Source organism: Yoonia maritima, assembly GCF_002933395.1.
Lineage (GTDB): Bacteria > Pseudomonadota > Alphaproteobacteria > Rhodobacterales > Rhodobacteraceae > Yoonia > Yoonia maritima_A.
The window spans coordinates 679,771-704,230 of record NZ_PKFN01000008.1; the positions used below are offsets into that span (position 1 = coordinate 679,771).

Sequence of the window (24,460 nt, forward strand, 5' to 3'; positions counted from 1 at the left end):
GTTCAATCTTAGACAACACGCTCAACCATCATGCCTTTAATGTGGGCAATGGCTTTGGCTGGGTTCAGCCCTTTGGGGCATGTCTTGGCGCAGTTCATGATCGTATGGCAGCGGTAAAGTTTGAACGGATCTTCCAGTTCGTCCAAACGTTCGCCGGTTGCTTCATCACGGCTATCGATGATCCAACGGTACGCGTGCAACAGCGCAGCTGGCCCAAGGTAACGGTCACTGTTCCACCAGTAAGATGGGCACGAGGTAGAGCATGACGCGCACATCACGCATTCATACAGGCCGTCTAGCTTCTTGCGGTCTTCAATCGACTGTTTCCATTCCTTCGCAGGGCGGTTCGTCTTTGTTTCAAGCCAAGGCATGATCGACGCGTGCTGCGCATAGAAATGGGTCAAGTCAGGGATCAGGTCTTTGATCACGGGCATGTGCGGCAGCGGATAGATTTTCACGTCGCCCTTAATTTCGTCGAGACCGTAAATACAGGCCAGTGTGTTCACCCCGTCGATCATCATCGCGCACGAACCACAAATGCCTTCACGGCACGACCGGCGGAACGTCAGGGTCGGGTCGATTTCGTTCTTGATCTTAATCAGAACGTCCAAAACCATCGGACCACAGGTATCCATATCAACGAAATATGTATCCAGCTGCGGGTTTTTCCCGTCGTCAGGGTTCCAACGATAGATCTGCACCTTACGCAGATTTGTTGCGCCTTCAGGCTTTGGCCACGTTTTCCCGACAGTCATGCGGGAATTCTTAGGGAGTGTCAGTTGCACCATAGTGATGATCCTTCCGTCACGGACAGTATTGCCCGAAAATTCTTAAAGTGCCCGCAACCGCGCAGGGCGGATAGGCGGTTCGCCAGTCATATCCATGACACAGCTTTGATAAACTTCTAACGGGTCACGCCCGCGTATTAGGTCAGCCGAAACACCTATTTGAATCCCGGTCGAAACACCGGTCCGGCTATTTACACCGACAGTCATACCACCGGTTGGGGCCTGTGCTGCCTGCGCCCGCTCTTCGCATTTTTGCGCAGCTTCTTCTGGCGTTGGCGGTGTCGTCGCACAGCCACCCAAAACACACATCAATGTAAAAGCGGAAACACGTATCACAGGTTTACCCCCAATAAGCTGCCCGCCGCACACCGGGTTGTTTCAGGGCGCTGCGCGATATCAACGACAAGATCAGTCGTCGCTTGCGAAGTCCCCACCACGGCAGCCTCAGCGATAATCAAGATTTCCGAACCAGAGGCGTTGTCGATAATGCAGTCCGTCACAGGCGTCGCATCGACGCCCGGAAACTTAGATGCCACGACATTATTCACGACACCCTTAGCCGCGCTACGCGCAAGCACATCACCTTGGGAGCCTAGATCTTGCATGCAACCGGACAGCGTAAATGTCGCTAGGCCCATCGCTATCAATAATCGCATCGAACTATCCTTGTCTCCATTGCGTCAGCAGCCGCTAACTTATGATCCTGGGCAAAGCGCACCACCGCCTTGGAACGGTCCCGCTCCTCGCTTGCATTGATATCCTCCAATCGCAGGTTGATAGCCTGCAGAAGAACCGCTGTAGCTTGATGAGGATGCGCTAATCGACGAGGTGTAAGTTGCACCTCCAGCAGGTGACGCGCCGCCAACACGTGCAATGCACCCTTGAAGACGGTTATTCAGAACACCTTCACCGATACCCTTACCAATTGCAGTCCCGATCAGCGTTCCAAGTGCGTTACCACCCGACGATGTATACTGTGTATTCCGCATGTTTTGGCGTGCTTGATCAGCTTCAGCCTCATGTAAAACCTGACACTCACGAACCGTTTCGGCCTGTGGATATGCCTTCAATGGATCATTTCCAGCACAAGCCGTAAGGCTAAGCACAGACGCGGCGGTCAATGACACAATTAGTACTTTCATTAGAATGTCCGTTCTTTTGGTGTAATCTTGGCTTCAGAAATCCCGCCTTCGGCTTCGGTTGTTAGGCCTTTGGTGATGACCGGGCGGTGGCTTAGGGTCACTTTATCGCCGTCAACGTGGCTGATGGTGTGCACCCGCCAGTTTTCGTCATCACGTGTCGCGTAGTCTTCGTGCGCATGTGCGCCACGGCTTTCTTTACGCGCCTCAGCGCCAACAATCGTCGCCAATGCATTTGGCATCAGGTTGGTCAGTTCGAGCGTTTCCATCAGATCAGAGTTCCAGACAAGGCTGCGGTCGGTGACTTTCAGGTCATCCATTTTGCCCGCGATTGCTGTCATCTTCTCAACGCCTTCGGCCAGTGTTTTATCTGTACGGAACACAGCAGCATCAGCCTGCATCGCCTTTTGCATTTCCAAACGCAGATCAGCCGTCGCGATGTTGCCCTTTGCGTGGCGCAGACCATCAAAACGATCAAAACATGCGTCAACGGAAGGTTGGTTCAGCGTTGGGTTTGGTGCATTGCGATCGACAACCTCACCAGCGCGGATCGCGGCAGCGCGACCAAAGACCACAAGGTCAATCAGAGAGTTAGATCCAAGACGGTTCGCACCGTGAACAGAGGCACAGCCAGCTTCACCAACGGCCATCAAACCGGGAACAACAGCGTTCGGGTCTTTGGCGGTTGGGTTCAGAACCTCACCGTAATAGTTCGTTGGAATACCGCCCATGTTATAGTGAACCGTTGGCAGAACCGGGATCGGTTCTTTGGTCACGTCAACACCTGCGAAAATCTTAGCCGATTCAGAAATACCGGGCAGACGTTCGGCCAATGCTTCGGCTGGCAGGTGGTTCAGGTTCAGGTGAATATGATCACCGCCCGCACCAACGCCGCGACCTTCGCGAATTTCCATCGTCATACAGCGGCTGACATAGTCACGCGGTGCGAGGTCTTTATAGTTCGGGGCGTAACGCTCCATGAACCGTTCGCCTTCAGAGTTGGTCAGATAACCACCCTCACCACGTGCACCTTCGGTGATCAGACAACCCGCACCGTAGATGCCAGTTGGGTGAAACTGTACGAATTCCATATCCTGCAGCGGCAGACCCTGACGGGCAACCATGCCGCCACCGTCACCAGTACAGGTATGGGCAGATGTCGCGCTGAAATAGGCACGGCCATAACCACCCGTCGCAAGAACAACCGTCTTAGCGTTAAAGACGTGCATTGTACCGTCGTCCAGCTTCCATGCGATCACACCCTGACAAACGCCGTCTTCGGACATAATCAGATCAAGCGCAAAGTACTCGATGTAGAACTCAGCCTGCTGTTTCAGTGACTGACCATACAGCGTATGCAAGATCGCGTGACCAGTCCGGTCAGCAGCAGCGCAGGTACGCTGTACGGGCGGGCCTTCACCAAATTCGGTTGTGTGGCCGCCAAATGGGCGCTGGTAAATTTTACCTTCTTCAGTACGGCTAAATGGCACACCATAGTGCTCTAGCTCGTAAACCGCTTTGGGGGCTTCACGCGCAAGGTATTCCATCGCATCGGTATCACCCAGCCAGTCAGACCCTTTCACAGTGTCATACATGTGCCACTGCCAGCTATCGGGGCCCATGTTACCAAGGGACGCCGCGATACCACCTTGGGCAGCAACAGTGTGTGAACGTGTTGGGAAAACCTTTGAAATACAAGCGGTGCGCAGACCCTGCTCTGCCAGACCTAATGTTGCGCGCAGGCCAGCGCCACCAGCGCCAACAACGATCGCATCATAGGTATGGGTTTCGTATTCGTATGCAGCCATTGTTCAGTTGCTCCGCGGAATTAAAGGGCGATGCGCACGATTGCGAAGATCGCAAAGGCGGCAGCAGTATAAGATAGGCAGGTCATGCCAATGATCAGCGCTTTGCGGGTCATGCCACCGGTATAGTCTTCGATGGTGGCGCGGACGCCGTTCGCAAAGTGATTAAAGCCGACAAGCATTGTTAGAATTGCAATAACCGCCGGGAATGGGCGTTGGTAATAGGCAATCACCTCTTCATAAGAGGACCCAAGGACCGCGCCGAATGTAAAGATGAACAGCACCACCAACGGCACAAGCGCCACTGAAGTTACCATCATGTGCCAGTGATGTTCGGTTCCTGTTTTGGCGGAACCAAGGCCAGCAGCCCGTTTACGGTCAGTCATAAATGCCATGATCTGCCTCCCTTAAAGAACGATAACGACAAAGATTGTCAGCAAAACGGACCCAACCAACGCGGCTTGCGCGTATAGTTCGGACTGGTCGACCTCAAGCATGCGGCCAGAGTCCCAGATCAGGTGACGGATACCGAAAAGCATGTGATACCACATCGCCCAAGTCGACAAGAACAAGACCAGATCACCAAACCAGCTAGTCAAGAAACCGTTAGCCACCGCAAATGCGTCTGGCCCGGCCGAAGCGGCAACAAACCACCATACGATCATCAATGCAGAAACGAGCAATGAAAGCCCAGTGATACGTGTGAAGATCGACGTCATCGACGTCCACTGTGGTCGGTAGTATTGCCCGATCATGAACGGAGACAGAGGACGGTTGTCCTGTTTATTGTCGGCCATGAATGTTCCCTTCTTTGGCTTGGCTGCCATTTCGGTCGCGCCTTTGGTCTTTTTTGCACGACTTCCAAACAAGAGTCACGCAGAGGAGGATGGATAAATGGTGAAATAATACGCCAATCAGCGAAATTCTGCATTTTTGTGATCACACATTTTTTCCATGTGATCACAAAGTATAAACCGACTGATTTAGTCAGAATTAATCTCAATTATCATACGCGGTGACTAGCCTCGCGCAGGTCCGCGATTAGTTCATTGAACCTCAAGCTGTACCGCGAGGCTCTCACCCACGGCATCAAACGCTTTCTCGAACGATGTATCTTCACGGTCAAACAGATTGTTCAGAATTTTAGGTTTGACTACGTGAGCAGCGTTAAGAAAAGCGATCCGATAGTGGGTAGGAGGATGCGTGGTATCAACTGAATGATCCACTTTCCCATTACCAATCGCAATTTCAACGCGTTCATCAGCATTCAATTGGACCACGGGCTCTACAATCATTTTGATAACATCCCGCCCCCGAGCAGAACCAACGCCATGCCGCGTGCTCCATTGTTCATCAATATACTCAGATAGGCTGATTGTGGACAGTAATTGCTTTACAGCATTGCCCCCTGCAACTTCTGCCGCCAGAGCATCAGCCAGATATTCAGCGCGCTGCATTTGGACGTATAGCAGCGTCCGAATTGTCTCATTCAGAAGTGCAACCAGCCAACGAAACGGCAAGAGAAGCAGTGCTGCGAAAGCATGCGCTGCATCACCAAAATCGGGCTCAAGAAGCATTTCCCATTTATCAAGCATCTGTAAAGCAAACCCAATCACTCGCGTTCGCGAAGGATCACCATTCACGAAATGCGCGGTCTCATGCGCAACAAGTGCAAGCCGTTGTTCCGGTGAACTAGCGTCCCACAACACGGCACCAATCCCAAGCACAACCTCTTTGCGATGCATCGCCGCGAAAGCATTAAAGCTTCCATCTACAGCCACGACCGTAACTTTCGGAGCGCCCAACGCTTCACTGACCCGGTCCAAATCCTTGAACAGGCGTGGCGCGTCATTGCGCCGAAGCGCACGTTCAGGTGCCCGAAAGCGCGCGGGCAACAGAAATACCCCGACGGCAATTAGGAGACCTCCCCAAAAGATGCCTCCTAAAAACGGCAAAGCGGCGACGGCGATGACGCCACCTGCCACGATTAGGGCGACAGGGGATAGCATCACAAACAACGATAGTAATAGCGCCGTGCGATGCGCGGCTTCGACCCGCCGCAATTTGCCAGCTTGCAAGTCTTCTAACGCCCCACGGAAAACTTTCTCGCCTGCTTTGCGATGAAGTTTAGCCATCCAGCCTGCATTGTTCATACAGGCATCAGCGCCCAGTAATCCAAGTCCAGCAGGACCTCTGGCGCGTACTTCCCGTCTTCGCCTCGCAGCGTTCCAGCCTCACCTTTGGTTGCGACCAGCCGCAAGCGGATTGCACCGACACCCGGCGCTGATGTTTCGGCAATATCCAAAACCTCTGACCACGCACGTACTGTGTCACCTGCAAAGCAAGGATTCGCGTGCGCCCCGCCGTTCAGTGCGACGATCATCTGCGCGTTTGCCAAACCGTTGAACGACAGCGCCCGCGCAAGGCTGATCACATGGCCACCGTAAATCAGGCGCTTGCCATCTGGCCGATTGGTCGCGTTGAAATGAACCTTTGCGGTGTTCTGCCATAGGCGCGTGGCGAGCATATGCTCGGCCTCTTCAATCGTGACGCCGTCAACGTGGTCAATCACTTCGCCCACGGAATAATCCGACAGGCGATGCGGTTCGCCTGCAAGGGCAAAGTCGTAGTTCGTGAAATCCAAACCCTTGGGGATCACGAGGTCTTGGGCCGACACGGCCTTGGCCAGTTCAGGGATCACCGCCTCGGGCGCCGGGCCTTCGCCACGTTTGCGTACCATCACCCAACGAACGTACGACATCAGCTCTTCGCCGTGTTGATTGCGCCCCGTTGTACGAACCCAGACAACGCCGCTTTTGCCGTTTGAATTCTGCTTAACCCCGATCACTTCTGACGTGGCGGTGATCGTATCACCGGGCCAAAGTGACGTGATCCAACGGCCCTCTGCATAGCCTAGATTAGCCACCGCATTCAGTGACACATCCGGTACTGTTTTCCCAAACACCGTATGAAAGGTCACAAGATCATCCAGCGGGCTAAACGGCAGGCCGCAGCTTTGCGCGAATTGATCAGATGAATGCAACGCATGACGCGCGGGATAAAGCGCGTGATACAGCGCCCTTTCACCCATCTTAATTGTGCGCGGCACCGCATGGGTGATCACATCACCAACGGCGTAATCCTCAAAAAAGCGGCCTGCGTTTGTCTTGGTCATTGCTGGCCCAACTTCATGTCAGGCGTATAAGGCGTGTCGACATCTTTGGTGACGGCCTGACCGCAACGCATCACGCCATTTGCCTGATCAAACGCATAGGTTGGGCTGCCGTGCAATTCCCAACCTTTTGAAAGAGCCTCGGACACTTTGTGGCAAAAGGCGGCGGTGTCGTCTTCGGTCAGTAGTCGATAGATTTTCATGTCTTCATCCAAACGGGTTATAGCCAAGCGCGATATGAACGCCCGCCACAACGGCAAAGACGACCACAGTTGCGACCAAAGCAGTGATTTCTTTTTTCATGGGTACCGCATGGGCGGGCGTCCAATCAGGTTCCGCGCGGTTGATCAGTTGAATTTCGGAACTGGCCCAGACCAGCATACCACCGAATAAAATGAACGACGGCGTGTCACCGTTCACCAACAAATGGGCAACCGCCCATATCATCACAGCAGTTAACTGCGGGTGGCGAATATACTGTGTAATCCGCGCTTTCGATCCGGCAGCAGCAAACAGATAGAATGACAACAGCATCAACAGGTTATTAATCCCTGTCATTGCAGGCGTGCGCCCCCAATAGAATGTCCCGTCAGCGCCACGATATCCGATGATCATCAAGATCAGACCGACAACAGACCCTGCCGTCACGATCATCTTCCCCTTATCGCCCAGCGCTTCGCGGCTTGCGGGGGCAAGTCGTTTCCAAAAATGAACGCTGGCCCAAAGAACCAGTCCAAGAACGATAAATGTCATGAAGTCTCCAATGCGGCGATGGCGTCAGCTTTCGCTAGCGTCGCCCGCGCGGTGACAATATGCAAGTTCTCAACGATGCGACCGTCCACAACGGCAACGCCCTGCCCTTCGGCCTCTGCGGCATCGAATGCTTCGATCTGACGACGAGCAAGGTCGATTTCATCATCACTTGGGCCAAAGGCCGCATTGGTAACGGCAACCTGTGCCGGGTGAATCAGGGTCTTACCATCAAAGCCCATATCGCGCCCTTCGCTACATTCGGCACGCAATCCGTCTTCGTCTTTAAAGGCGTTATAAACACCATCAAGCGCGACAATCCCTGCCGCCTTTGCCGCAAGCAGACATAGCTGAAGCGAGGTCACCATTGCCGCCCTGCCCCGCGCGTTCAAATCCTTGGCCAGATCATTCGTTCCCAACACGAACCCCGCCATACGGGGGTGTGCTGCAATACTTGCCGCATTCAAAATGCCCTGCGGGGTTTCCATCATTGCCCAGATTGGCAAATCGGGAATAAGCGCCGCCAATGCATCGACGTCAGCCGTGCTGTTTACCTTTGGCAACAGAACCGCGTCGCAATCCATTGCCGCAACAGCCGCCGCATCATCTGCACCCCACTCTGTATCAAGCCCGTTAATGCGTACGACCTTAAACCGTGGGCCATAGCCGCCTTGCTCTAGCGCGCTCGCGAGCGTCGCGCGGGCTTCTACCTTTGCGTCTGGCGAAACGGCATCTTCAAGATCAAACAGAATCGCGTCCACAGGTAGGCCGCGTGCTTTGTCCAACGCGCGATCCTTTGAACCAGGAATATAAAGTGCTGAGCGGAATGGGCGGTCGTGCATGGCGTATCCTCGCAATATTATTGCGCATAATTGGCCAGAAATTAAACGATAGTTCAAGTCAAAATATGCCGCACTGCGGCGACAGACCCGTCATTACGGTACGTTAACCAATTAATCATAGATACCTTCCAAATATCGAAGCACCAAACCGAACCCAATCAGGTGCCCCAAGATGCAGCGTATGCTACTTCACATGCCGTTACTTATTGGCGCAATGCTGCTTGCCGCACACAACGCACGCGCAGAACAGACATGTATCCATCGTGATGCAATCATTGACCGCCTTGCGCGCCAATTCGGTGAACATCCACATGCGGTCAGATGGGCCGACGACCACACAATGGTCGAGCTCTTCGTCGCGCCTGATACTGGCAGCTGGACAATCACATCAACGCGACCGGGAAATTTGACCTGCTTGGTTTCAGCCGGGCAAGCGTTTGAATACAAATACGAAAAATTCGCTGAATTTCCCTCTTTGCTTTAGGTGGGGAGAAATTATTTCGGATTTCATGCAACCTAAATAGGCCCTGACTGTTCTCCTATCACAAGGCGGCGGCAACACGTTGCAACCGCCATCACAGAGCGTGAAAGGAAACGACATGAAACGTATGATGACAACAACTGCCCTGACACTTTTGGTTGGTACAGCTGCATTTGCGGAAAGCAACTTGAACACTAGCGCGGACACTGCGGTAACTGCTCAGGCTAACGATTCAGCTGTTTCAACTGAGCTTGAAATGAACGCACAAGCAGATACGGATACGACATTGCTTGACGATGCGGGCAATGCAATGGCCGAAGCTGGCGACAACATCGAAGCCGGTGCAGAAGCAACAGGCGAAGCCATCGTTGACGCTGGCGAAAAGCTAGAGGCCGAAGCTGACGCCTTTATCGCAGAAACCAATGAAACCGTGACAAGCCCCATGATCGAAAACGGCGCGATAATCTCAGCTCAGGCTGACGTTATGGTTGCTGCCGATCTGGAAGGTGCCGTGGTCTACGACGAAACAGATGCGGAAATTGGTGAAGTCAGCGAAATCATTCTATCTGCTGACGGCAACGCCGAAAAAGCAGTGATCGACGTGGGTGGTTTTATCGGCATTGGTGAAAAATCCGTTGCGGTACCATTCGCTGACCTCGCCCTGATGAAGACCGAAGTAGACGGCGACGTGGTGGTCTATGTTGCAGCGACGCAAGAAGAGCTCGAAGCAATGCCAGAGTTTGAAGCAAGCTAACTAATATATGCAAGCTAACTAATATATGACGGTATAGCCCCTCAGCATTTGCTGGGGGGCTATGCTATTGCGACCCATATCAATCGTATCCCGGTCAATACCAAAAGAACGTAGGTTAGGCCAAAGAACAACCGTTCAGGAACGAAATCGTGGGCGCGCACCCCGATCCATGCGCCGATCAGGGCAAATGGGGCCAAAAGCAAGCTGCCTAACAATGTGTTCCATGTGAATATCCCCAAAAACGCATAAGGCACGACTTTCATCCAATTCACCGCCCAAAATGTGATAACCGTCGTGGCTTGATAAGCCGTCTTACTTAACCCTTGCGACAGCAAAAACACGGCCGTCGGCGGACCCCCAGCATGGCTGACAAAGCTGGTAAAGCCGCCAACCATTCCCGCCAACCATGCGAAGGGACGCGAAAACGGGGCCGTTCCAATAGTGAGCCAGCCCATGGCACGACTTAGCTGAAACATGACAAACGCTAAGCAAATCAAACCGATCAATATGCGGAAGAAATCTGCGTCCACCGCAGTATAGACCCACGCTGCAAAAATGACGCCTGGAACAGCCCCCTGCATCATGCCCTTGGCAGAGGGCCAATGCCATTTTCCCCAGTACGGCTTTAGCGTTGCAACGTCGATCAACATGAACAACGGTAAAATGACGGCCAACGCGACACCCGGCGGCACGACCAATGCCAGAATCGCCCCGGCCACAAACGCTGCTCCAGACCCGAATCCACCCTTTGAAATCCCCCCAAACATGATCGCAGGGATCCCTATCATGAAAAATTGCCAATCAAATTCAATCATCTGCCTGCCCTTAAAATACCTTGAATTCATCCTTCGTTAGCGCCTTACAGGATAAGGAACCACCACATAATAAGGGATGCCGCGATGCAGCGCTCTTGCGTGCGGGCGATCAAAGGCTTACCCAATGTCGCAAATCGAACCCACCAAAGGATCCATTTCCATGGCTAGACCCAAGATTGCCCTTATCGGCGCCGGACAAATCGGCGGTACGCTTGCACACCTCGCAGCGATCAAAGAACTCGGCGATGTTACCTTGCTCGACCTCAATGATGGCGCGGCAAAAGGCAAGGCGCTTGATATCGCCGAAGCTGGCCCATCTGAGGGTTTCGACGCCGAAATGGCCGGTACAGCAGATTACGCTGACATCGCAGGCGCGGACGTCTGCATCGTGACAGCTGGTGTTGCACGTAAACCCGGCATGAGCCGTGACGACCTTCTGGGCATCAACCTAAAAGTTATGAAAGCCGTTGGCGAAGGCATTGCAGCCCACGCGCCAGACGCATTTGTGATCTGCATCACCAACCCGCTTGACGCGATGGTTTGGGCGCTGCGCGAATTCTCTGGCCTGCCACACAACAAAGTTTGCGGCATGGCTGGTGTCCTCGACTCAGCGCGTTTCCGTCACTTCCTTGCTGACGAATTCAAAGTATCCATGCGCGACGTCACAGCGTTCGTTCTTGGCGGTCACGGCGACACAATGGTCCCACTGACACGTTACTCCACAGTTGCGGGCATTCCATTGCCTGATCTGGTCGACATGGGCTGGACCACACAAGACAAACTGGACGCAATCGTACAGCGTACACGTGACGGCGGTGCCGAAATCGTTGGCCTGCTGAAAACGGGCTCTGCGTTCTACGCACCTGCGACATCCGCGATTGAAATGGCCGAAGCCTACCTCAAAGACCAAAAACGCGTTCTGCCATGCGCAGCCCACGTTGACGGCGCTTACGGCCTTGACGGTTTCTATGTCGGCGTCCCAACAGTCATCGGCGCCGGCGGCGTTGAGCGTGTTGTCGAAATCAAGATGAACAAAGACGAACAAGCCATGTTCGACAAATCTGTCGATGCGGTCAAAGGTCTGGTCGCTGCTTGTAAAGACATCGACGGCTCACTCGCGTAAGCGACTGAAACCCATCCGAACTTAAAAGGGTGCCCATCGGGGCACCCTTTTTACTTTCTACCGCCGCGTCAAAACCACACCACCTCTATTTTAGATCAGCCCCCTACCACCAACGATGGGCCATGGCGGTGCAACGATCAAGTGATAGACATAGCCAACAGCCTGTTTCAGTTCTGACCGTGACACCATCGCATTGCACGGGGGATGCACAGCCTATTATCCTCATTTGATTCCCCGGTTACAGCGCAAGCGCAGCATTTGTGATCACACTCAAAAAAGCTGTGATCACAAATGTTCGATTATCCGCCGATCTGACATTTTTCAGTTACAAAACGTCCATTCCTTGTGCTTTACGTGGTGCAACCGAAGCCAAATTGGACATGTCCCTATGAACATCCACGAATACCAGGCCAAAGCACTGCTGCGCAGCTATGGCGCTCCTGTTTCCGACGGTCGCCCTGTGACGCGCGCCGAAGACGCAAAAACCGCCGCTGGCGAACTTGATGGCCCACTGTGGGTTGTTAAGGCACAGATCCACGCTGGTGGCCGCGGCAAAGGTAAATTCGTCGAGGCCGACGCTGGCGAAGCTGGCGGTGTACGTCTTGCCAAATCAGTCGAAGAAGCTGCCGAAGAAGCTAAGAAGATGCTCGGCCGTACATTGGTCACACACCAGACTGGCCCAGTCGGCAAAGTCGTAAACCGTATTTACATCGAAGACGGTTCTGGCATTGAAACCGAACTCTACCTCGCTCTGCTGGTTGACCGCCAAACAAGCCGCATCGGCTTTGTTGTTTCGACCGAAGGCGGCATGGACATCGAAGAAGTAGCCGAGAGCACTCCTGAGAAAATCCTGAACTTCACAGTTGATCCTGCAACTGGCTACCAAGCATTCCACGGCCGCCGCGTTGCGTTCGCACTTGGCTTGAACGGTCCGCAAACAAAGCAGTGCGTCAAACTGATGGGCCAGCTTTACACAGCATTCGTCGAAAAAGACATGGAAATGCTGGAAATCAACCCGCTGATCGTCACCGACGGCGGCGACCTGAAAGTGCTGGACGCTAAGGTTTCATTCGACGGCAACGCGATCTACCGCCACGCTGATATCGCCGCCCTGCGCGACGAAACAGAAGAAGACCCCAAAGAACTGGCCGCGTCTAAGTTCGACCTGAACTACATCGCCCTCGAAGGCGAAATTGGCTGCATGGTGAACGGTGCGGGTCTTGCGATGGCCACTATGGACATCATCAAGCTGTACGGTGCTGAACCTGCCAACTTCCTTGACGTAGGCGGCGGCGCGACCAAAGAAAAAGTAACCGAAGCGTTCAAGATCATCACATCTGATCCAAACGTTAAAGGCATCCTCGTGAACATCTTTGGCGGCATCATGCGCTGCGACGTCATCGCCGAAGGCGTGATCGCTGCGGTCAAAGAAGTCGGCCTGCAAGTTCCACTCGTTGTCCGCCTCGAAGGGACAAACGTCGAAAAAGGCAAAGAGATCATCAACACCTCCGGCCTTGCCGTGATTGCTGCTGACGACCTGAAAGACGGCGCCCAGAAGATCGTGAAAGCGGTCAAAGGATAAACGTAGGGCGGGGTTTACCCCGCCGTGCCACCTCATCGGTGGGGTGAACCCCACCCTACACCAAGATTTCCAAGGAGGCCCACATGGCCATTCTCGTAAACGAAAACACCAAAGTCATCTGTCAGGGTCTTACAGGCTCTCAGGGGACATTCCACTCTGAACAAGCCATCGCATACGGCACCAAAATGGTTGGCGGCGTGACACCCGGCAAGGGCGGCATGACCCACCTTGACCTGCCCGTGTTCAACTCTGTCCACGAAGCAAAGCACGTGACCGAAGCAAATGCATCGGTGATCTACGTGCCTCCGCCCTTCGCTGCGGATTCCATCCTTGAAGCGATCGACGCTGAAATGGAACTGATCATCTGTATCACCGAAGGCATCCCCGTGCTGGACATGATGAAGGTGAAGCGCGCGCTTGAAGGTTCCGCATCACGTCTGATCGGGCCGAACTGCCCAGGCGTTATCACACCCGACGCATGCAAAATCGGCATCATGCCGGGCCACATCCACAAGCGTGGTTCTGTAGGTGTTGTATCCCGTTCCGGTACACTGACATATGAGGCCGTGAAGCAGACATCTGACTCTGGCCTTGGTCAGTCCACAGCTGTTGGTATCGGTGGTGACCCCATCAAAGGCACAGAGCACATCGACGTGCTGGACATGTTCCTTGACGATGACGAAACACATTCGATCATCATGATCGGTGAAATCGGTGGTTCTGCGGAAGAAGAAGCAGCCGAATTCCTTGCTGAGCAAAAGAAAAAAGGCCGCTGGAAACCAGTCGCTGGTTTCATCGCAGGCCGCACAGCGCCTCCGGGCCGCCGCATGGGCCACGCTGGTGCGATTGTTGCCGGTGGTAAAGGCGACGCGGAAAGCAAGATCGAAGCAATGAAATCTGCCGGTATCGTCGTCGCAGACAGCCCCGCCACACTTGGCGAAGCTGTCCTGAAGGCAATAGGCTAATTGAAACTGCACGGTGCATTTTGTTTGCGCCGTGCCATCCATTGCGCGTGGGCGCTCTAAGGAAGACAAAATGAAGTCGCTGCAATTCATCCGTGCAGGAGTTCTTTCCACGTTTGACTTTGAGAGTCAGGCGTCTAGGCGAGAATTTTGGACATTTGTTCCTTTACCTCTAACACTGTCTGTTGTGGTTTTTATGGCTCTAATTCCGTTCACCCACTCAAAGAATGCTATCCTTACCGCATTTTTCATTGCCGCTATGATTCTAGCTCCGGCGATGGGAATGGCTGCCCGTCGGTCAAACGAAGCAGGCTTGGGCCACACTGGCGCTACATACGGACCATTAACCTCGCTCGTCGGACTCGGCTTCTACAGTATGCATATGTCTGGATTGGCACCTGACCCAACAGCCACTGAACACTTCCCAGCGATAGCTGTATTTCTATTCATCCTAGGCCTTGCGATACTGACTAGGATTGGCCTGAAGCCCCCCTTAAATCAGCCACCCAATGAGGCTCTCTCATGAACGACCAATCTCCTAACGATATCTTCCACGCTTCCTCGTTCTTGCAGGGGCACAATGCGGAATATGTTGAACAGCTTTATGCCCGCTATGCTGACAACCCGAACGCGGTTGACGAAAGCTGGCGCGAATTCTTCAAGGCGTTGGGTGATGCCCCGACAGACGCCAAGGCAGAGGCCGCTGGCCCGTCTTGGGGCCGTATGGATTGGCCACCGGTACCAAACGATGACCTGACATCTGCGCTTGATGGTCAGTGGCCCGCCGAACCCGAAGCGGCTGGTAAAAAAATCAAAGACAAAGCCGCCGAAAAGGGCGTATCGCTCGACGAAAACCAAGTCCGCAATGCAGTGCTGGATTCGGTACGTGCGCTGATGATCATCCGCGCATACCGTATTCGTGGCCATTTGGTTGCTGACCTTGACCCATTGGGCATGCATGCAAACGTGCCGCACCCAGAACTGGACCCAGCATCCTACGGCTTTACAGCCGCCGACATGGATCGCCCGATCTTTATCGATAACGTGCTTGGCCTCGAAGTTGCGACGATGAACGAGATCATCGCGATTGTTAAACGCACCTATTGCGGCACCTTCGCCCTGCAATACATGCATATTTCAAACCCCGAAGAAGCGGGCTGGCTGAAAGAACGCATCGAAGGTTACGGCAAAGAGATCGCGTTTACCAAAGAAGGCCGCAAAGCCATTTTGAACAGCCTTGTTCAGGCCGAAGGTTTCGAAAAATTCCTGCACGTCAAATATATGGGCACGAAACGTTTCGGCCTAGATGGCGGCGAAAGCCTGATCCCAGCGATGGAACAAATCATCAAGCGCGGCGGTCAGCTGGGCCTTGAGGAAATCATCATTGGTATGCCGCACCGCGGCCGTTTGTCGGTCCTCGCGAACGTGATGGAAAAACCCTACCGCGCGATCTTTAACGAATTCCAAGGCGGGTCGTTCAAACCCGAGGAGGTCGATGGTTCCGGCGATGTAAAATACCACCTTGGCGCGTCTTCCGACCGTAGCTTTGACGACAACAATGTCCACCTGTCGCTGACAGCGAACCCATCCCACCTAGAGGCCGTGAACCCGGTTGTGTTGGGCAAGGTCCGCGCCAAGCAAGACCAGCTACACGACACAGACCGCACCAAAGTCATGGGCATTTTGCTGCACGGTGATGCTGCGTTCGCAGGCCAAGGCGTCGTTGCCGAAGGTTTCGGCCTGTCTGGTCTGCGCGGTCACCGCACCGGCGGTACGATGCATATCGTCGTGAACAACCAAATCGGCTTTACCACCGCGCCGCACTTCAGCCGCTCAAGCCCGTATCCAACCGATATTGCGCTGATGGTCGAAGCACCAATCTTCCACGTGAACGGTGACGATCCAGAGGCCGTCGTACACGCCGCCCGCGTCGCAACGGAATTCCGTCAAAAGTTCCACAAAGACGTGGTTCTGGACATCATCTGCTACCGCCGCTTTGGTCACAACGAAGGCGACGAGCCGATGTTCACCAACCCGGTGATGTACAAAAAGATCAAAAAGCAGAAGACAACGCTGACGCTTTACACTGATCGCTTGGTCAAAGATGGCCTGATCCCTGAGGGCGAAATCGAAGACATGAAGGCCAGCTTCCAAGCGCACCTGAATGCCGAATTCGAAGCGGGCAAAACCTTTAAGCCTAACAAAGCTGACTGGCTGGACGGCAAGTGGTCACACTTGGACGCCCAAAAAGAAGACTATCAGCGCGGCGCGACAGCTATTGAGGAAAAGACGTTCCAAGAGATTGGCCGCGGCCTGACAACGGTGCCTGATGGGTTCCCGGTACATAAAACCGTTGGCCGTATCTTGGGTGCCAAGGCCAAGATGTTCGAAACTGGCGAAGGTATCGATTGGGCAACAGGCGAAGCGCTCGCATTTGGCTCTCTCGTCACCGAAGGCTACCCGGTACGTCTGTCCGGTCAGGACAGTACACGTGGTACATTCAGTCAACGTCACTCTGGCCTCATTAACCAAGACAACGAAGATCGCTATTACCCGCTGAACCACATCCGCGAAGGTCAGGCGAACTACGAAGTAATCGACAGCATGCTGTCAGAATACGCAGTGCTTGGGTTTGAATACGGCTATTCATTGGCTGAACCTAACGCGCTGACCCTGTGGGAAGCCCAGTTCGGCGACTTCGCCAACGGTGCGCAGATCATGTTCGATCAGTTCATCTCAAGCGGCGAAAGCAAATGGCTCCGCATGTCCGGCCTCGTTTGTCTGTTGCCGCACGGTTACGAAGGCCAAGGGCCAGAACACTCATCCGCACGTCTAGAACGTTTCCTGACCATGTGTGGCGGGGACAACTGGATCGTTGCGAATTGTACAACGCCCGCGAACTACTTCCACATCCTGCGTCGTCAGCTGCACCGCAGCTACCGTAAGCCACTGATCATGATGACACCAAAGTCACTGCTACGTCACAAGCTGGCGGTGTCTAAGGCCGAAGAATTCACCACGGGTTCTAGCTTCCACCGCGTATTGTGGGATGATGCGCAACAGGGGAATTCAGACACTACATTGGTCGCTGATGACAAAATCAAACGCGTCGTGATGTGTTCTGGTAAGGTCTACTATGACCTTCTCGAAGAACGCGACGCACGCGGGATCAACGATGTCTACATCATGCGTTTCGAACAGTTCTACCCCTTCCCAGCCCAATCTGCTGTGAACGAACTTGAACGGTTTACAAACGCCGAAATGGTCTGGTGTCAGGAAGAACCCAAAAACCAAGGTGCGTGGTCCTTCATGGAACCAAACATCGAATGGGTCCTCACCCGGATCAAAGCGAAACACACACGGCCCGTTTACGCTGGGCGCTCGGCTTCGGCCTCTCCGGCAACTGGTCTGGCCAGCAAACATAAAGCAGAACAAACAGCGCTCGTGAACGATGCGCTGACTATCGAAGGAACAAAGTAATGAGCACCGAAGTCCGCGTACCAACACTAGGCGAATCCGTCACCGAAGCCACGGTTGCCACATGGTTCAAACAACCCGGCGATACCGTCGCAGTTGACGAAATGCTTTGCGAGCTGGAAACAGACAAAGTCACCGTCGAAGTACCTTCACCGATCGCTGGCACCCTGTCAGAAATCGTTGCAGCCGAAGGCGACACCGTTGGCGTTGACGCGCTGCTGGCACAAATCAGCGAAGGCGGTGCGTCCGCAGCGCCCGCTGTGCCTAAGGCAGAAGCACCTGCAGAAGCCCCAGCACCCGCCGCAGCCGCACCAGCAGGTAAAGACGTCGAAGACGCGCCATCTGCGAAGAAACTGATGGCTGAAAACAACCTGTCAAACGTTTCTGGCACAGGCAAAGACGGCCGCGTCATGAAAGAGGACGTGCTGAACGCACTTTCCAGCGCATCCGCCGCCCCTGCCCCAGCAGCCGCACCACGCGCACCTGTTGCTGCGGATCAAGCTGACCGCGAAGAGCGCGTGAAAATGACACGCCTGCGTCAGACAATTGCCAAGCGCCTGAAAGACAGCCAGAACACCGCTGCCATGCTGACCACCTATAACGAGGTCGACATGACCGAGGTGATGGCCCTGCGTAACGAATACAAAGACCTGTTCTTGAAAAAGCACGGCGTAAAACTGGGCTTCATGTCCTTCTTCACCAAGGCATGTATCCACGCGCTGAACGAAGTCCCAGAAGTGAACGCGGAAATCGACGGCACTGATATCGTTTACAAAAACTACGTGAACATGGGTATCGCTGCGGGTACGCCAACCGGTCTGGTTGTTCCTGTGATCAACGACGCCGACCAGCTGTCATTCGCTGGGATCGAGAAAGCCATCGCTGAAAAAGGCGCAAAAGCACGTGACGGCAAACTGTCCATGGCAGAAATGCAGGGCGGCACATTCACCATCTCTAACGGTGGTGTCTACGGGTCACTGATGTCCTCGCCCATCCTGAACCCCCCGCAGTCCGGTATCCTCGGCATGCACAAAATTCAGGACCGCCCAATGGCAATCAACGGCCAAGTGGTCATCCGCCCAATGATGTACCTCGCGCTGTCCTATGACCACCGGATCGTAGACGGCAAAGGCGCCGTGACATTCCTTGTACGCGTCAAAGAAGCACTGGAAGACCCACGTCGTCTGTTGATGGATCTGTAACCCATCATAGAGCAACGCCCGGACCTCGGGGTGGGTGCAAAGCGCCCTCCCCATTGGGGAGATCCGGGCGCTGCCCGGCGATGCCGGGCAAAACTACCCCATAAACGCGGGGCTTTATTGAAACTGTAGAATGATATGCCACGCTTTCTGAAACCACTCGCCCTATTGGCTTTGATTGCGCTCGGCCTTTTCGCCTACACCCAAGTCATGATGCGGGTTGGCTCTGGCACTCCGCCGCCAATGGCCGCTGACAGCGAACAGGCTGATACGATTTTGGTGGACAAAAGCGACCGTCGGTTAACCCTGCTACGTGGTAATGAAACCATCGCGACTTACCACATCTCAATGGGTGCCAACCCGACAGGTCACAAAACCCAAGAAGGTGACGAACGCACCCCTACTGGGACCTATGAAATCGACTGGCGGAATGAAAACTCAATCGCGCATCTATCGCTGCATATCTCATACCCCAACGCCGACGACATCGCACAGGCCGAGGCCCGTGGCGTATCCCCCGGCGGCAGCATCATGATCCACGGCATCCTCAACGGTTGGGGGTGGCTTGGCCCGCTGCAAACCTACTGGGATTGGACAAACGGCTGCATCGCAGTCAATAATAAGCAAATGCGCGAAATCTGGTCGCTGGTCCCGAACGGCACCCCGATCACAATTCAGGAATGACGCCATGACACCCGAACTCACCGTTCTTGCCCTTGCTGGCGTGCTCCAAGGTATCCAGTTTTGCCTGATGAGCATTCCAGCCAACATCGAACTTGGCACAGGCAAAACATCATCGCCGCGCGATCCCCAGCGCCTTAGCAAACCGTTAATGGAACAGGCTAGCGTCGGAACAGGCCGTCTGTTCCGTGCAATGAACAACCATTTTGAAGCACTGATCATGTTCACGATCGCAGTCGTCGTGATCACCCTTGGCGACAAGGGAACCGGGTTCAGCGCCGCTTGCGCGTGGACCTATCTTGGTGCCCGCATCCTTTATATCCCTGCCTACTACTTTGGCTGGGCGCCTTGGCGTTCGCTGATCTGGTTTGTGGGGTTTCTCTCGACCATGCTCATGATAATGTCGGCATTAGTCTGACACACACACGTATGTACGCCGTATGCACAGGTTGTGTACGCGGTGTGCCACCCTCAAAAGACCAAGGAGTCCTAAATGTCCAGCTATGATGTCATCGTGATCGGTGCAGGCCCCGGCGGCTATGTTAGCGCCATTCGTTGCGCCCAACTCGGGATGAAAGTCGCCGTCGTTGAAGGCCGTGAAACGCTTGGCGGCACATGCCTAAACGTTGGCTGTATCCCGTCCAAGGCATTGCTGCACGCCACACATATGCTGCACGAAGCAGAGCATAACTTTGCGGAAATGGGCCTCAAGGGCAAAGCCCCATCTGTTGATTGGAAACAGATGATTTCCTACAAGGAAAAGACAGTTGGCCAGAACACCGGCGGCATCGAATTCTTGTTTAAAAAGAACAAGATAGACTGGCTTCAAGGTTGGGGTTCCATCCCTGAAGCAGGCAAAGTCAAAGTCGGCGACGAAGTCCACGATGCCAAGAACATCATCATCGCATCTGGTTCCGAAGCATCCGTATTGCCCGGCATCGAAGTCGACGAAAAGACTGTTGTGACTTCGACCGGCGCGCTGACCTTGCCAAAGGTTCCAAAGTCACTGGTCGTTATCGGCGCTGGTGTTATCGGGCTAGAGCTGGGTTCCGTGTATGCCCGCCTTGGCGCCGAGGTCACTGTGATCGAATACCTCGATGCCATCACCCCCGGCATGGACGCTGAAATTGCACGCCAGTTCCAGAAAATGCTTACTAAACAGGGCCTTAAATTCACCCTCGGTGCCGCAGTTCAGGGCGTTGAAGTCAAGAACAACAAAGCCACCGTCAGTTATGTTGTCCGCAAAGACGAAAGCGAACACACAATCACAGCTGACACCGTACTGGTTGCTACAGGCCGCAAGCCTTACACCACAGGCCTTGGCATCGACGCCTTGGGTGTTGCACTAACTGAGCGTGGACAGATCAAGACAGACGCAAGCTATGCGACCAATGTGCCGGGTATCTATGCAATCGGTGACACCATCGAAGGTCCAATGCTCGCCCACAAAGCCGAAGACGAAGGCATGGCCGTCGCCGAAGTCATCGCGGGTCAAAAGCCGCACGTGAACTACGGCGTTATCCCAGGTGTGATCTACACGCACCCAGAGGTCAGCAACGTTGGTGAAACCGAAGAGACCCTAAAGGCCGCTGGTCGCGCCTATAAGGTCGGCAAATTCCCATTCTTGGGCAACGCGCGGGCCAAGGCAAACTTTGCCGGTGATGGCTTTGTGAAACTACTGGTTGACGCGCAAACGGACCGTATTTTGGGTGCACATATCATCGGCCCAATGGCTGGTGATCTGATCCATGAAATCTGTGTCGCAATGGAATTTGGTGCTGCTGCCGAAGACATCGCGCGTACATGCCACGCCCACCCAACCTATTCCGAAGCTGTCCGCGAGGCGGCTTTGGCCTGTGGTGACGGCGCAATTCACGTCTAAAAACTTGCCGCGCCAACCTGTGTTGGCGCGGCATACCTAATCTGGCTTTCAACTATTTACGTGAATAATTCACGCGATTAGGGTCGACTTTCCCACGTATCAGCGACTAATCAACCACATAGCTGCCATATTTTGGCACATAATTAGTGTTTTAAAGCGTGAGTGTTGTTGAGAGTTCGTATGAAAAACCTCATTTTTATATTGTTATCGTTTGTTTCCTTCGGCGCTCCGGCGCAGGCGGCAACATTCGATATAGCCCGTGAAACGGGGCTAGAGTTTGTAGCCGAAACGCGTATTCCCGGCCCATCAGACGAAATGATGTCACTTTGCTATGTGACCGACGATCTGACGGTGTTCGGACTGCGCATTACTAGTGATATCCAAAGCTATGCGCTCGCGAGCGATGGCTGTGTGGCTGAGTATGAACAGCTTTATACCGAGGACAAAATTGTCGCAGCGCAGGCTCTCAATCTTATCCCCGAAAATGTTGATCCAATCGCGCGGAACGATTGGCAACGTAATCTGTCCGTTTACGGCCTTTTGATTGCGGCGGCGTTGGGATTAATTGCTGTCATCATTCGCCGTATCAAATCACTTATGGGGTATGATTTGCGTGGGCCAATGCGCAAAAAAGCGGCCCATCGTATTCTGTCCGCAATGTGCCATATGGCCAAGTGCGATAGTATTGTCGACGCGACCGAACTTGCCCATATTCGTAAAATGGCGCGTCAGTTGACGGGGCGTAGTTACCCGAACTCAGACATTATTCACTTGGTGGATACAATTGACATGTCAGTAGGACTGACTGAACACGACTTTATCGCGTTTGGTAAGGGTCTACGAGATCGCGAAAAAGATCTGATGATGCAAGGCATTCTATCTGTCGCAATCGCTAGCGGACGAATGCAACCAAACGAGCATGAGTTCGCAACAGCGCTGGCCTATGGGCTTGGCATGCCTGGTGAAGACTTTCGGCGGGTTCTTGATAACGCCCTAGCAGCAGCCACATCTTAGGCCTTTAGCATTCGCAACCCTTGCGTCGCGTCTGTACGCACGGCTAAACGCAGCCCCGGCTCATCGCCTGCCTTTAGCGCGCTTAAGATAAGCTTGTGATGATACGGTGGCTCTGTGCGGTTCAAACGGCCGTACAGAGCCCGCATCGTTGGCCCCAACTGCAACCACACGGTTTCTGTCATCGCGAGCATAGCAGGCGCCTGTGCACGCAAATACAGCGTCCTGTGAAATTCCAAATTCATACGGATATATCCCGCAGCATCATGGCGCGAAATCATCTGACTGACACCTTGGTTTATGGCTTCTAACCGGTCAATCAACGCAAAATGCGCACGTGGTAGCGCACGAGACGCAAGTTCCGGTTCGAGCATCGCACGCAATGTTGCCAGCTCTTCGATACGATCATTCGACAATGCCGGCGTAGAAACACGGCCCGATGTCGACAGCGACAGCGCGCCTTCGGCGACCAAGCGACGGACCGCTTCACGGGCGGGTGTCATCGACACCTCATAGTCGTTTCCAATCCCACGCAAGGTTAATGATGCGCCGGGGTCGATCTCTCCGTGCATAATACGGGTGCGCAGCGCGCGATAGACGCGTTCATGGGCTGCAGTAGAAGGGTCGACAGGACGAGGCTGAATCATGCGTTTCTATGTGATCACAAAAAGCCGAGCGGTCAATCGTCGAAAGACACACGATGCAATTGATCACCGTTTTTGCGCAACCAATCCCGATGCGCTTTATAGTCAGGACACAAATGCGAAACCACGGCCCAAAATTCGGGCGCATGGTTCATCTCTTGCAGATGAGCGACTTCGTGCGCGGCGACATAATCAAGCACCTCTGGCGGGGCCATAATCAGCCGCCACGAATACATCAACGCTCCTGCACTACTGCATGACCCCCAGCGCGATCGTGTGTCGCGAATCGTCAGCTTGCTATAGCTACGGCCCAATTCAGCAGAATAGCGATCAGACGCCGCGACCAAGGCATCCCGCGCCATATTTTTTAACCGCTTCGGAATCACCATCCCAATCGATTTCGCGCCAACAGGAACCTCTACAGCGGTCTCTGTAATATGTAGCCGGCGCACATCGGCATGCAAAATAGGCAACATCTGCCCACGAACCATCAGCGCACCGCCCAAAGTCACCTTTGAAACAGGGCTAAGTTCTGCCAAATGCCCCCGCAGCCATGGCTCTTGCACACGTAAAAACGCTATTCCCTCTTGATCTGGGGTGCGATGCGGCATTGTAAGCGTCACACGGCCGTCCAAACGGGACACCCGTAGCGACAATCGCTTTGCCCGCGCAGAACGGCGTAAACTCACCGCAATCGGGGGGTTGCCTTCAAGCGTATGACGGCCCATATCCAACTACTCATATTTTTCATGTGTCAAAGGCTTTGACACGCCTGCCTGCTTATGGCAGTTGGCACCGATCACCCGCAAGGGTACGACAAGAATTTGAAGGGATAGCCTATGCCTAAGGAAGAATGGGGCACAAAGCGTGTTTGCCCTGAAACCGGCAAACGCTTTTACGACCTGAACGCGACACCAATCATTAGCCCATATACAGGCAATGAAGTGACTGTCGACACGTCCAAGACCCGGACAATGGTCGCAGACGCAGAAGACGCCCAGTCTAAAAAGGCTGCAGATACGTCAGATGACGATGATCTGGTGCTCGATGATGACGATGATACAGATGACGTTGATCTGGGTGATGACGTGCTGGAAGACGACGATGACGACGATACTGTCTCACTCGACGAGCTCGCGGACGTTGCCACAAACGACGACGACTAATTTTACGATCCCGGGCGCGATTTACTCTTGATCTCGCCCGGATCGCTGCATAGACAGCACCTCGCAACGCAAGTTGCACCCGATGACATTGTCATCATGATGGGGCCTTAGCTCAGCTGGGAGAGCGCCTGCATGGCATGCAGGAGGTCAGCGGTTCGATCCCGCTAGGCTCCACCAAATTAACTAT

The 24,460-nt window shown here is 54.0% G+C and carries 27 protein-coding genes and 1 tRNA gene; 13 read left to right on the forward strand and 15 right to left on the reverse strand.

Features of this window, described 5'->3' with window-relative positions:
• Positions 1–8 precede the first annotated feature (8 nt).
• The 12 genes from CYQ09_RS09910 to CYQ09_RS09965 all read right to left on the reverse strand — a co-directional run bounded on the left by CYQ09_RS09910 (position 9) and on the right by CYQ09_RS09965 (position 8,496).
• Positions 9–788, reverse strand: a complete 780-nt coding sequence (locus CYQ09_RS09910) for a succinate dehydrogenase iron-sulfur subunit (protein ID WP_106745215.1) — start codon at positions 786–788, stop codon at positions 9–11.
• A 42-nt stretch (positions 789–830) separates the two neighbouring features.
• Positions 831–1,124, reverse strand: a complete 294-nt coding sequence (locus CYQ09_RS09915) for a hypothetical protein (protein ID WP_239495902.1) — start codon at positions 1,122–1,124, stop codon at positions 831–833.
• Positions 1,121–1,444 carry a succinate dehydrogenase gene (locus tag CYQ09_RS09920; RefSeq protein WP_106745217.1) on the reverse strand — a complete coding sequence of 108 codons (324 nt, stop codon included), beginning with the start codon at positions 1,442–1,444 and terminating at the stop codon, positions 1,121–1,123. Before CYQ09_RS09920 ends, CYQ09_RS09915 begins: the two co-directional genes overlap by 4 nt.
• A 39-nt stretch (positions 1,445–1,483) precedes the next feature.
• Positions 1,484–1,930 (reverse strand): hypothetical protein, encoded by a 447-nt coding sequence (locus CYQ09_RS09925; RefSeq protein ID WP_106745218.1) that lies wholly within the window; start codon positions 1,928–1,930, stop codon positions 1,484–1,486.
• Positions 1,930–3,735, reverse strand: coding sequence for a succinate dehydrogenase flavoprotein subunit (sdhA, locus tag CYQ09_RS09930; protein ID WP_106745219.1), 1,806 nt, complete (start codon positions 3,733–3,735; stop codon positions 1,930–1,932). Before sdhA ends, CYQ09_RS09925 begins: the two co-directional genes overlap by 1 nt.
• Before the next feature lie 20 nt (positions 3,736–3,755).
• Entirely contained in the window at positions 3,756–4,127 is a 372-nt protein-coding gene (gene sdhD / locus CYQ09_RS09935; RefSeq protein WP_106745220.1) for a succinate dehydrogenase, hydrophobic membrane anchor protein, read from the reverse strand.
• A gap of 12 nt (positions 4,128–4,139) precedes the next feature.
• Positions 4,140–4,529, reverse strand: coding sequence for a succinate dehydrogenase, cytochrome b556 subunit (gene sdhC / locus CYQ09_RS09940; RefSeq protein ID WP_106355322.1), 390 nt, complete (start codon positions 4,527–4,529; stop codon positions 4,140–4,142).
• 249 nt (positions 4,530–4,778) lie between these two features.
• Complete coding sequence (locus tag CYQ09_RS09945) at positions 4,779–5,867, reverse strand: M48 family metallopeptidase (RefSeq protein ID WP_162617633.1); 1,089 nt, start codon at positions 5,865–5,867, stop codon at positions 4,779–4,781.
• 14 nt (positions 5,868–5,881) lie between these two features.
• Complete coding sequence (locus CYQ09_RS09950; RefSeq protein ID WP_106745222.1) at positions 5,882–6,907, reverse strand: MaoC family dehydratase; 1,026 nt, start codon at positions 6,905–6,907, stop codon at positions 5,882–5,884.
• Positions 6,904–7,107 carry a DUF1737 domain-containing protein gene (locus CYQ09_RS09955; RefSeq protein WP_106745488.1) on the reverse strand — a complete coding sequence of 68 codons (204 nt, stop codon included), beginning with the start codon at positions 7,105–7,107 and terminating at the stop codon, positions 6,904–6,906. The genes CYQ09_RS09950 and CYQ09_RS09955 overlap by 4 nt, the downstream gene beginning before the upstream one ends.
• 4 nt (positions 7,108–7,111) lie before the next feature.
• On the reverse strand, positions 7,112–7,657 hold the full coding sequence (locus tag CYQ09_RS09960; protein ID WP_106745223.1) for an NnrU family protein: 546 nt from the start codon (positions 7,655–7,657) through the stop codon (positions 7,112–7,114).
• Entirely contained in the window at positions 7,654–8,496 is an 843-nt protein-coding gene (locus tag CYQ09_RS09965; RefSeq protein ID WP_106745224.1) for an HpcH/HpaI aldolase/citrate lyase family protein, read from the reverse strand. Before CYQ09_RS09965 ends, CYQ09_RS09960 begins: the two co-directional genes overlap by 4 nt.
• Before the next feature lie 172 nt (positions 8,497–8,668).
• On the opposite strand from CYQ09_RS09965, the gene CYQ09_RS09970 reads away from it, so the two are divergent.
• Together CYQ09_RS09970 and CYQ09_RS09975 are read left to right on the forward strand one after the other, a co-directional pair.
• A complete protein-coding gene (locus CYQ09_RS09970) occupies positions 8,669–8,980 on the forward strand; it encodes a hypothetical protein (protein WP_106745225.1) in 312 nt (103 codons plus the stop codon).
• Between the two features lie 115 nt (positions 8,981–9,095).
• The gene (locus tag CYQ09_RS09975; protein ID WP_106745226.1) at positions 9,096–9,731 is read left to right on the forward strand and encodes a PRC-barrel domain-containing protein; all 636 of its coding nucleotides are present in this window, start codon (positions 9,096–9,098) and stop codon (positions 9,729–9,731) included.
• A gap of 59 nt (positions 9,732–9,790) precedes the next feature.
• Here CYQ09_RS09975 and CYQ09_RS09980 read toward each other — a convergent pair whose 3' ends face one another.
• Positions 9,791–10,546 (reverse strand): sulfite exporter TauE/SafE family protein, encoded by a 756-nt coding sequence (locus CYQ09_RS09980; protein ID WP_106745227.1) that lies wholly within the window; start codon positions 10,544–10,546, stop codon positions 9,791–9,793.
• A gap of 160 nt (positions 10,547–10,706) precedes the next feature.
• On the opposite strand from CYQ09_RS09980, the gene mdh reads away from it, so the two are divergent.
• The 9 genes from mdh (at position 10,707) to CYQ09_RS10030 (ending at position 22,466) form a co-directional block, all read left to right on the forward strand.
• Entirely contained in the window at positions 10,707–11,669 is a 963-nt protein-coding gene (mdh, locus tag CYQ09_RS09985) for a malate dehydrogenase (RefSeq protein WP_106745489.1), read from the forward strand.
• Between the two features lie 388 nt (positions 11,670–12,057).
• Entirely contained in the window at positions 12,058–13,251 is a 1,194-nt protein-coding gene (gene sucC / locus CYQ09_RS09990; protein ID WP_106745228.1) for an ADP-forming succinate--CoA ligase subunit beta, read from the forward strand.
• 83 nt (positions 13,252–13,334) lie between these two features.
• Positions 13,335–14,216 (forward strand): succinate--CoA ligase subunit alpha, encoded by an 882-nt coding sequence (gene sucD / locus CYQ09_RS09995; protein WP_106354490.1) that lies wholly within the window; start codon positions 13,335–13,337, stop codon positions 14,214–14,216.
• Between the two features lie 519 nt (positions 14,217–14,735).
• The gene (locus CYQ09_RS10005) at positions 14,736–17,693 is read left to right on the forward strand and encodes a 2-oxoglutarate dehydrogenase E1 component (RefSeq protein WP_106745230.1); all 2,958 of its coding nucleotides are present in this window, start codon (positions 14,736–14,738) and stop codon (positions 17,691–17,693) included.
• The gene (odhB, locus tag CYQ09_RS10010) at positions 17,693–18,892 is read left to right on the forward strand and encodes a 2-oxoglutarate dehydrogenase complex dihydrolipoyllysine-residue succinyltransferase (protein WP_106745231.1); all 1,200 of its coding nucleotides are present in this window, start codon (positions 17,693–17,695) and stop codon (positions 18,890–18,892) included. The genes CYQ09_RS10005 and odhB overlap by 1 nt, the downstream gene beginning before the upstream one ends.
• 135 nt (positions 18,893–19,027) lie before the next feature.
• Entirely contained in the window at positions 19,028–19,573 is a 546-nt protein-coding gene (locus tag CYQ09_RS10015) for a L,D-transpeptidase family protein (protein ID WP_106745232.1), read from the forward strand.
• Positions 19,574–19,577: 4 nt separating this feature from the next.
• A complete protein-coding gene (locus tag CYQ09_RS10020) occupies positions 19,578–19,988 on the forward strand; it encodes an MAPEG family protein (protein WP_106745233.1) in 411 nt (136 codons plus the stop codon).
• Between the two features lie 75 nt (positions 19,989–20,063).
• A complete protein-coding gene (lpdA, locus tag CYQ09_RS10025) occupies positions 20,064–21,452 on the forward strand; it encodes a dihydrolipoyl dehydrogenase (RefSeq protein ID WP_106745234.1) in 1,389 nt (462 codons plus the stop codon).
• A gap of 180 nt (positions 21,453–21,632) precedes the next feature.
• On the forward strand, positions 21,633–22,466 hold the full coding sequence (locus CYQ09_RS10030) for a TerB family tellurite resistance protein (RefSeq protein WP_106745235.1): 834 nt from the start codon (positions 21,633–21,635) through the stop codon (positions 22,464–22,466).
• Here the strand turns inward: CYQ09_RS10030 and CYQ09_RS10035 are convergent.
• Together CYQ09_RS10035 and CYQ09_RS10040 are read right to left on the reverse strand one after the other, a co-directional pair.
• Positions 22,463–23,110 carry a GntR family transcriptional regulator gene (locus tag CYQ09_RS10035; RefSeq protein ID WP_106745236.1) on the reverse strand — a complete coding sequence of 216 codons (648 nt, stop codon included), beginning with the start codon at positions 23,108–23,110 and terminating at the stop codon, positions 22,463–22,465. The two genes, CYQ09_RS10030 and CYQ09_RS10035, sit on opposite strands and share 4 nt — an antisense overlap.
• Before the next feature lie 32 nt (positions 23,111–23,142).
• A complete protein-coding gene (locus CYQ09_RS10040; protein ID WP_106745237.1) occupies positions 23,143–23,835 on the reverse strand; it encodes a M48 family metallopeptidase in 693 nt (230 codons plus the stop codon).
• Positions 23,836–23,946: 111 nt separating this feature from the next.
• Here CYQ09_RS10040 and CYQ09_RS10045 point away from each other — a divergent pair, with 111 nt between their 5' ends.
• Positions 23,947–24,273, forward strand: a complete 327-nt coding sequence (locus CYQ09_RS10045) for a TIGR02300 family protein (protein ID WP_106745238.1) — start codon at positions 23,947–23,949, stop codon at positions 24,271–24,273.
• A gap of 101 nt (positions 24,274–24,374) precedes the next feature.
• Positions 24,375–24,450, forward strand: a tRNA-Ala gene (locus tag CYQ09_RS10050).
• Positions 24,451–24,460: the final 10 nt, after the last annotated feature.